We start from the raw sequence: 8,234 nt of genomic DNA, 5'->3' as shown, positions 1-8,234 counted from the left end.
GAACGGCCAGGCGTTCACGCTCTGCAAACCACCCTGCCCGCGCAGCGCGGGCAGCCGGCACGCCGTACGCGCCCACGCCGTACGCCCCTGGGGACCGCTGACCTCGCCCGGCCCGCGCGGGCTGCCGTACGTCAGCCGGGCCGGGGTCAGCTCGCCGAGATCGGTCAGCAGCCGGCCGCCGATCCGCAGCGCGGGCCACCGGTCGCAGGTGGCGTCCCTGCCGGGGGCCGGCGCGGGGCCGGTCACGCCCTGCGCGCCGACGGGCAGCCACTCACCGGCGGCGCCCGGCTTCAGCAGATCCACCAGCCGCACCGACGCCGTCCAAGGGGCCGTCAGATAGCGGACGTTGTGGTCCGTGCGGCCCACCACCAGCGCGCCGGCCGATGCCCCCTGCGCGCCGTCCGCCCGCGCGAATTCCAGCGCGGCGCCCGCCCCTTCGGCCCGGCCCTCGCCGTCCGCCGCCTCGGCGTACCGCACCAGCCGCTGCCCTTCGTGGAAGAGCACCACGGCGGCGTGGTCGACCCTCCCCGCGAACAGCAGCTGCGGCGGCCCCGCCGCGGGCCCGGACGGCGTGCCCGGCGTCGCGGACACCACCACCCCGGCGCCCGGCCTGGCCCACACCGCCAGCGCCCGGCGCAGCAACTCCCGGTCGCCGGTGCGGTCGCCGCGGGCCGGCCAGGCGGCGAAGTCCTGCCGCGCCGCGGTCTTCCAGGCCGCCGCCGGCACCGCCGTCACCTGGTCGGGATCCAGCGCCGCCTGCGCCGCGGCGTTCTGCGCGTACGGCGGGGCGGCCGCGCCGTCCGGCCCCCAGCCCTCGCCCGGCAGCCCCAGCAGCGCCCCGCACACCATCACAGCGGCGCCCGCCGCCAGCAGCGCGCGGACGTGCTGCCGTCGCCGGATCAGGTCCGTCGGCCGGGCCTGCAGCGCGCACGCGTCGAACTCCGCCGACTCCAGCAGCGCACCGGCCCGGCCGCCCGCAGGGAGCGCGACCCGCTCCGCCTCCTCCAGCGCCGCGCCCGCGTCCGGCACCCCCGCAGCCTCCAGGACCGCGCGGGTTTCCTGCGCCGTCAGCCGGTCGAGACCGCGCAGCACGAACGCCGCCCGCGCCGGTCCCGAAAGCTCCGACAGGGCCTGGTCCAGGGCGAGTTCACCGGAACCTCCGGAGCGCGGGAACAGCCGCAGCCCCCACACCTGGGGCAGCAGCGGGGGCGGCGTGGGAATCCGCCACCGGGCGCGCCCGGCGGCCAGGGCGCCGCGCAGCACCCGCAGCCGGAGGAAGGCGTAGCCGGGATCGGACCCGGCGTCCGTGCCGCTGCGCTGCGCGGGCAGTCCGGGGGTGCGGCCGCGGGTGGCGGTGCGGCGGCGCGGCAGGGCGCGCTGCACGACCGCGTGGGCGACCGGCACCCGCCGGCTGCGGCTCGCGCCGGACGGCAGGACGAGATAGGCCAGCCGCACCAGCCGCGGGTAGTGCTCGATCAGGGCGGCCTCGGCCTGCTCGACGTCCATGGCATCGCCGGAGCCGTCGGCACGGTCGGGGAGGGTGCGGTCCTGACGGGGGGATGTCGCCTGCTGTTCCACGTTCGGTGAAACGAGTGAATCCGGTGCGGGTCACCCGCCGGGCGCAGCGGCCCCGGCGGGTGACGCGGCCCGCAGGAAGCGGCTCACATCTCCAGGTCGAACTCACCGTCGCGGGCGCCCAGAACGAACGCGTCCCACTCCGCCTTCGTGTACCGCAGCACCACATCGGGCTCGGTGGAATTGCGCATGGCGACCGCCCCGCGCTCCAGGAACGCGACCTCCACCGCTTCCACGGCGTCACCCGGCGCGCGCTGCCAGGTGGCGTCGGAGATGTCGAGGGCGTAGAGCCACTCCTTCTCGGCTGCGGTACTCATCGTTCCGTCCCCTCACTGGTGTTCCGTCCGCACCAGCGTACGCGGTGGTCAGGTCACCCTCCAGCGGCGGAACCCGGCCGACGCACGCGCCCCCGTACCGGAGTTGGCGGCGGACAGGTGCAGCCCGGTGTCCTGCCGTCCGGCGGCCCCGGGGACGGTGACGGTGCCGGCCTCGCGCCAGGTGGCGCCGCCGTCCGTGGAGCAGGAACCGGTGTACGTGCCCGGGGCGGAGGCGGCGCGGGCGAGGCGGAGCAGGACGGGGGCGGTGACGCCGGTGAGCTGCCGGTAGGTGTCGAGGGTGCCGTCGCCGGTGGAGTCGTAGGACAGCACCACGCCGTTGCCGGGCGTGACGGAGAGGTTGACGAAGCCGAGGCCGTCCGGGGAGCCCGGTGCTCCGGGGGCGGCCAGCCGGTTGCGGACGATCAGCCCGGCGCGGGCCCAGGGGGCGGCCGCGTCAAGGCCGGTCACCTCCACGGTGGCCGTGCCGCCCGCCGCCAGCGCGCCGGGCCGGTAAGCGGCGCCGAACTCGGCGGTGGTCTTCCACAGGTCGGCGCCGGAACCGTTGAGGGCGAATCGGTCCGCCAACTGGCCGAAAACCGCCGCACTGTTGGTCACCGTCCGCAGCTCCTCGTCGAGCGGCCCGGCCACGAACAGCGTCCCGTCCCTGCCCGTCCGCACCCGCTCCTCGCCCCGCGGCCCGTAGTCCACGGTCAGTCCGTACGGCAGCGGTTGCAGCGGACTGTCGAGCGGCGCGGCGGGCGCGGTGACGTGCCAGCGGGCCTCGCCGGTGCCGCCCGGAGGGACGGAATCCAGCGAGAGCGGGCCGTCGGCTGCGGCGTCCGGGCCGGTCAGTGCGAAGTCGACGCGTCCGGTCGGGCGCAGGCCGCTGGTGTTGTGCAGCGCGGCGGTCACCGTGGCCCGGCCGCCAGGCGGCAGCGCGGGCGGCTGTGCGGTCACCGTGACCGTGCCCTGGTAGGGAGCCGCCGCGAGCACCTCGCGGACCCGCCGCGCGGTGCGGTACGCGTCCGTGGTGGGGCGCAGCGGGTGGTCGCCGCGGTCGTGGGTCCAGGGCTCCTCGCGTGCGTACCAGTCGAAGACCCGCGGCTCCCGGTCCGCCGCCAGCGCGTCCTCCAGTTCGTCCAAATACGCCTGCCACTGCGGGAGATGGACCTCGCCGATCAGGCCGTGCCAGTCGCGGTTGGCGTAGTTCACGAGCTCGCCGCCGTCGGCGGTGGCCCGGTCCGCCCAGGTGGTGATCAGCGCGCGGGCGCTGTGCTCCAGGCGCGCCGCCTCATCGGGCCCCGACGCCATCGCGCGGGCCTCGGCCAGCCACGGCCCCAGCAGGAACCGCCGGTGCGCGCCGGTGACCTCCTCGCTCAGCCGCATCAGCCGCAGCCACAGCCGCGCCAGCGCACGGAAGTCCGGCAGGTCCCCCCGCGTATACGCCTCCTGGAGCTGCGGAATCAGCTGCCAGGAACGGTTGGCGAGGGCCTGCCGGGCGAGGTCGGTCAGGTCGTAGCGGTAGGCGTCGCTACCGCGCAGCCCGGGGCGGACGGCCAGCAGCGCGGCGAACGCGGTGTCGAGGGCGGCCGGGTCGAAGGCCGGGGTGTGGGTGGCGTAGGTGGTGCCGGAGCGGGCGGCCAGGCTCGGGCGGGCGGCGAAGACCGAGTCGTGCGGCCGGCCGTCCTTGCTGGAGATCTGGTACGCGCTGGTGCGCAGCGCGGCGAATGCGGCGCGGGCGTGGCGGTCACGGCCGCCGTAGCGGGCATCGGCGTAGTGCGCGAACCACGCGGCGCGGTCCACCGGGCGCTCGCGCCAGGCCAGTTCGGCGAACAGCGCGAAGGCCGCCGGGTCGCGCTCGGCGGCCTCCGGCAGGTACGCCGTGCCGACGAGCCTGCTGCCGGGCCGGTCGCGCCAGGCCGTGAACCTCTTCGCCCAGACGTCGGTCTTGGCGCCGATCGTGGTCCGGCCGCCGAAGTTGGGGATGCTGCCGAACGCGTACGGCACCCCGTCCCAGTCCCGTTCCCGGTCCGTGACGGTTTCGAGGTCGCCGAGCCCGTCCACGATCAGCATCCGGTCGTGCTCGACGCCGTCCAGCAGGTCACGCCGCGGGTTGTCCTGCCAGCCCAGGATCACCCAGGTCGCCCCGGGGTGCGCGGTGTGCAGCGCCTTCTGCACCGCACGGGCCGCGTCCGGCACCGGCACGTCGCCGGGGTCGCCGCCCTCGTGCAGCAGATCCATCTTGAACAGGTCCGCAGGGCCCAGCAGTTCCCGCTGGTGACGGTAGAAGGCGGCGGCGGCCTCGGCGAACACCGGCGTCCGCGGATCCAGCCAGTCCGGCCGCTTCAGCCCCGACCAGCTGCCCTGCGGGACGGTCCTGGCCCCCGGATTGCGGTCGGCGAAGCCGTCCGGGACGGTCCCGAAGAAGCCGGGCAGCACCGGGCGCATCCCCAGCTCCCGCAGCCGGTCGGTGATCCGCCGCCCCAACGTGGCCCGCTTTTCCAGGAGTTCCGGGCTGATCGGCCCGCCGTAGCCGCTCATGTTCTGCAGCAGCCACCACGGCTGATGGGTGGGCGCCGGGATCCAGGCGCGGGCCTCGGCGTCGCGGTAGCCGAAGCCGGTCAGCAGGCGGTGCTGGACGGCTTCGGAGCCCGGCGTCACCAGCACTTCGTTCACGCCGTGCAGCGCCAGGACGTCGATGATCCGCTCCCAGCGCGGCCAGTCGGCGTACGGGGCGGTGTAGCCGTCGTGGGTGTCGTTGAGCGCGAAGCGGTGCGGCAGCGACGTGGTGTGTTCCGACGGTGCGGGAGCGGGCAGCCGGCCGGGCAGCGGCGGCTGGTCGCCCGCCCAGGACAGGTGCGCCTTGCAGGTGTAACGCAGGTACCAGTTCAGGCCGGTCAGCAGCGTCGCAGGGCTGGTCCCGGCAATCTCGATCCGGCCGGCCGAGCCGCCGATACGGAAGCGCTCGGTGTCGTCATCGGCGGGCAGCGGCACCAGCCGGAACCGGCCGGCGTGGCCGGGCAGCAGCCGGCGCAGCGCCGCCCGTGCCGGTGCGGTGTCGAACGGGGTGGAACGGGCGGGGTGCCCGGTGCCGGGCGCGACCGGTGCGGGGACACCTGCCGCCCCGCCCAGCACGGCCCGGACACCGGCCGCCCCGGCGGAACCCAGCAGTACGCGTCTGGACGGATGGCTCATGTGGCCCCCACTGCTCGGCAGAAGTTCGGCAGATTGTCGGCAGAAACAACGGATCCGTGCGGAGGGCACGCTAATGGCAGGCCGACGCCGCTCCAAGTAGGCGGGACGCGGCCGGCCGGGGGCGGGGGAGCGGTACCAGGGGACCGGAACGTGGCCATCCGGCGCGTGGCAGACCAGAGTTCCGCCGACCCTCACCCGTTCGCTCCCTGGGCTTCACGCGCCCGGACAGCGGGCGCGGGGACAGTCTGCCGTGCAGGACAGCACAGGTCGTCGGACCGCATGTGCACCCCGGAATCACGCGGCCCGCAGCGTCGCCCGTCGCGTCGTCGTCATGCCGTCCCGGGGCGTTCCAGGGCCGTTCCGCGACGTCCCAGGGCCGTTCCCCGGCCGTCCCAAGACCGTTCCGCACCCCTCCCGCACCTCTCCCGAGACCGCTTCCGGGCCATGTCCCCTTCGTCCCAGGCCCGTTCCACCCTCGTTCCTTCTTCATTCCGGGGCCGTTCCTTCCCCCGTTCCCGGACCGGCCCCGCCCTGCGCCGTCCCGTCCCGCACCGTCCGGCTCTCTGCCCGTCGACCCCGCAGCCTCCCGACTCCCCATGGAGGGCTCTCATGAGCATGGCATCGACCGCTTCCGCCGCCCGGACCGCCGCCACCGCCCCGGCGGCCCCGGCCGCCGCCCCCGAACCCGACCCGGCACCCGCGTACACCACCGCCATCGCCACCACGGACGAGCAGATCCGTGCCGCGCAACGGCTGCGCCACCAGGTGTTCGGCGACGAGCTGGGCGCCACCCTGCACTCCCCGCTCGCCGGCCACGACGTCGACTCCCTCGATGCGTTGGCCGATCACCTCGTGGTCACCCACACCGCCACCGGCGAGGTCGTCGGCACCTACCGGCTGCTGCCGCCGGGCCGCAGCCCGCAGCTCTACTCCGACGGCGAGTTCGACCTGGCCGCCCTCGGCCCGCTGCGCCCCGCCCTCATCGAAGCCGGCCGCTCCTGCGTCCACCCAGCGCACCGGGACGGCGCGGTGATGCAGCAGATGTGGGCCGCACTGGCCCGCTACACCCTGCTCTCCGGCCACCGCTACCTCGCCGGCTGCGCCTCGGTCCCGCTCGCCGACGGCGGCACCGCCGCCGCCCACGCCTGGGCACTGGCCGCCACCCGCTACGCCGCGCCGCCCGGAATGCGGGTCACGCCGCACCGGCCGTGGCACCCCACATCGGCGCTCCCCGGGCGGCCCAGCCTCGCGCAGCTGCCGCCGCTGCTGCGCGGCTACCTGCGGATCGGCGCCCGGATATGCGGCGCGCCCGCCCACGACCCGGAGTTCGGCGTCGCCGACTTCTTCGTCGTCCTGGACATGGAACAGCTCGGCGACCGCTACCGGCGCTACTTCCTGGGGCAGGCGTGAGGGGCCCCTGGGACGTGGTGTCCGACTGCGCGGCACCCTGCGCGCGGCACGCCCTGCCGCGGGTGTCCGCCGCCGAAGTGGCCCGGCGCTGCGCCGCGTTCGCCCGTACGGTGCGCCGTGCGCTGGCGGACGGCGGGCGGCCGGAAGCAGCGGCCCACCGTCGGCGCGACCACGCCCGCGCCCTGCTGGCCGCCCTGGACATCCATCTGGACATCCGCCCGGCCGGCTCGGCGGATGCCCGCCAGGACGACGCGGCCGTGCCCCTGCGCGTGCCGCCCGGCAGGTCCGGCGGGCCGGGCTCGCTCATCGTCGCCAACCACATCTCCTGGCTCGACATCCCCGCGCTGCTCGCCGTCGAACCGGTGATCCTGCTCGCCAAGCGCGAGGTCGGCGGCTGGCCGGTGGTCGGCGGCCTGGCCCGCGGCGCCGGCACCCACTTCATCGACCGCGGCAACCCGCGTCAACTCCCGCACATAGTGGATGAATTGTCCGAACTGCTGGCATCGGGGCGCTCGGTCGCCGTCTTCCCGCAGGCCACCACCTGGTGCACCGCGTCCGGTGGAGCCTTCCGGAGGGCCACGTTCCAGGCGGCGGTCGACGCCGGCGCCCCCGTGCGCCCGGTGACCGTCGAGTACACCCAGCACGGCGCCGCCAGCACGGTGGCCGCGTTCTGCGGTGAGGACACCTTCGCCTCCTCGCTGCGCCGGGTGATCACCGCCCGTGGCCTGGCCGTTCGGGTCACCGTGCACCCGCCGCTGCTGCCGGGGCGCCCGGGAACCGGCGACCGCAGGGCGCTGGCGGCCCGCGCCCAGGCGCTGGTGCAGGGCACGGGACTGCCGGACCGCGGGCTGCCGGGGCCGCGGCCCGGCATCACCCGGCAGCCCGAGCACCCGGCCGTACCGGGGACGCCCGCGGCCCGGCGGCCGGATTCCCCGGCCGGGCACCGTGTGTGAGTGACGGGAGCGGACCCGCCGCACGGGCGGGCCCGCCCTCCCGGGGCCGTCAGGCGCTCGGCACGTACTTGTACCCGACGCGCCGCACCGTCACGATCGACGCCCGGTGGTCGCTGCCCAGCTTGCGTCGCAACCGGGCGATATGGACATCGACCGTACGCCCGTCGCCGACGTGCCCGTACCCCCACACCGTGGTGACCAGCTGGTCGCGGGTGTGCACGCGGTGCGGGTGGGCCACCAGGTGGGCCAGCAGCTCGAATTCGAGGTAGGTCAGGTCCAGCGGCCGGTCGTGGACCCACGCGGTCCGCTGGTCGGCGTCGATCCGGACGATCGCGTCACCGAACTGTCCGGCGGGCGGCGCGACGGTGGCCGTGCCGCCCGCGGCCGTCGTGCCCGCCGCGGGCCCGGCCGCCGACTGCTGGGCCGCGGCGGCCTGTTCGGCCGGTACGAGCACGAGGTAGCCGACCATCGGGGGCCGGCCGGGCAGCGCCGGCAGGCTGTGCTGCGGCGCAGGGAGCCAGGTCGCGCCCGAGTTCAGCAGCTCGGCCACGGGCGGGACCTCGTCGGGTGCCACGGCGCGCAATCGCTGGCGGGCCTGTGCGGGGTGGGCGGGGGGCAGGGTGGCCGTCGCGGAAGTGGCAGGCAGAGTACGGACGTTCGTCATGGGGGTCAGCTCTTTCGCGCAGTGGGGCGTCGGGGACGTCGTGCGCGCGGGCAGGGCTGCGGACGCCGGTCAGCGGCGTCGCGGAGGAGTGTGCGGGCCCGCGCTCAGTGCGCGCGGCAA

General features: G+C 76.0%; 6 protein-coding genes. 2 read left to right on the top strand and 4 right to left on the bottom strand.

From position 1 onward, the window contains the following. The 3 genes from LIU39_RS20200 to LIU39_RS20190 form a co-directional block, all read right to left on the bottom strand. Window positions 1–1,578: hypothetical protein (locus LIU39_RS20200; protein WP_372463979.1), on the bottom strand; the 1,578-nt coding region annotated here is incomplete at its 3' end. 83 nt (window positions 1,579–1,661) lie between these two features. Then, window positions 1,662–1,892, bottom strand: a complete 231-nt coding sequence (locus LIU39_RS20195; RefSeq protein ID WP_227048186.1) for a DUF397 domain-containing protein — start codon at window positions 1,890–1,892, stop codon at window positions 1,662–1,664. Window positions 1,893–1,940: 48 nt separating this feature from the next. After that, on the bottom strand, window positions 1,941–5,087 hold the full coding sequence (locus LIU39_RS20190) for an alpha-N-acetylglucosaminidase (RefSeq protein ID WP_227048185.1): 3,147 nt from the start codon (window positions 5,085–5,087) through the stop codon (window positions 1,941–1,943). A 609-nt stretch (window positions 5,088–5,696) separates the two neighbouring features. Here LIU39_RS20190 and LIU39_RS20185 point away from each other — a divergent pair. Together LIU39_RS20185 and LIU39_RS20180 are read left to right on the top strand one after the other, a co-directional pair. Further along, window positions 5,697–6,497, top strand: coding sequence for a GNAT family N-acetyltransferase (locus tag LIU39_RS20185; RefSeq protein ID WP_264483026.1), 801 nt, complete (start codon window positions 5,697–5,699; stop codon window positions 6,495–6,497). Next, a complete protein-coding gene (locus LIU39_RS20180) occupies window positions 6,494–7,450 on the top strand; it encodes a lysophospholipid acyltransferase family protein (RefSeq protein WP_227048184.1) in 957 nt (318 codons plus the stop codon). The genes LIU39_RS20185 and LIU39_RS20180 overlap by 4 nt, the downstream gene beginning before the upstream one ends. Window positions 7,451–7,499: 49 nt before the next feature. Here LIU39_RS20180 and LIU39_RS20175 read toward each other — a convergent pair whose 3' ends face one another. Beyond that, complete coding sequence (locus LIU39_RS20175; protein WP_227048183.1) at window positions 7,500–8,114, bottom strand: winged helix-turn-helix domain-containing protein; 615 nt, start codon at window positions 8,112–8,114, stop codon at window positions 7,500–7,502. Between the last annotated feature and the right edge of the window lie 120 nt (window positions 8,115–8,234).

The organism is Streptomyces pinistramenti, assembly GCF_020564935.1.
Classification (GTDB): domain Bacteria; phylum Actinomycetota; class Actinomycetes; order Streptomycetales; family Streptomycetaceae; genus Streptomyces; species Streptomyces pinistramenti.
This window is presented reverse-complemented; position numbering and strand designations above follow the sequence as displayed.

Bases quoted from the DNA above. Each gene is read 5' to 3' on its own strand.
- LIU39_RS20195 (WP_227048186.1), bottom strand. From the start codon at position 1,892: ATGAGTACCGCAGCCGAGAAGGAGTGGCTCTACGCCCTCGACATCTCC.
- LIU39_RS20190 (WP_227048185.1), bottom strand. From the start codon at position 5,087: ATGAGCCATCCGTCCAGACGCGTACTGCTGGGTTCCGCCGGGGCGGCC.
- LIU39_RS20185 (WP_264483026.1), top strand. From the start codon at position 5,697: ATGAGCATGGCATCGACCGCTTCCGCCGCCCGGACCGCCGCCACCGCC.
- LIU39_RS20175 (WP_227048183.1), bottom strand. From the start codon at position 8,114: ATGACGAACGTCCGTACTCTGCCTGCCACTTCCGCGACGGCCACCCTG.